General features: G+C 70.6%; 1 protein-coding gene. It reads left to right on the top strand.

The genetic code is table 11. The annotated features are described in order from the left end of the window. On the top strand, positions 1-231 hold a 231-nt coding region (locus JHD63_RS25335), incomplete at both ends, for a transposase (protein WP_198973223.1).

Raw genomic sequence — 231 nt, 5'->3', positions numbered from 1 at the left:
GCCAGCGTGCCCAGCCCCCGGGGGGCCCACACACGGGGCCCAACCCCACGGACCGGGGCAAACTCGGCAGCAAGCGCCACCTGATCACGGACTGCCAGGGCATACCGCTGATGTTCTGCGTGACCGGGGCCAATCGCCATGATTCGGTAGTCTTCGAGGACTTGGTCGATGCCCTGCCTGCCGTGGGCGGCAAGCCCGGCAGGCCACGCCGCCGGCCCGGCAAGCTGCATG

It is taken from the genome of Xylophilus sp. ASV27 (genome assembly GCF_016428875.1).
GTDB lineage: Bacteria > Pseudomonadota > Gammaproteobacteria > Burkholderiales > Burkholderiaceae_C > Xylophilus.
Note: the sequence above shows the minus strand (reverse complement) of the source record. Positions and strands in the feature narration are given on the sequence as shown.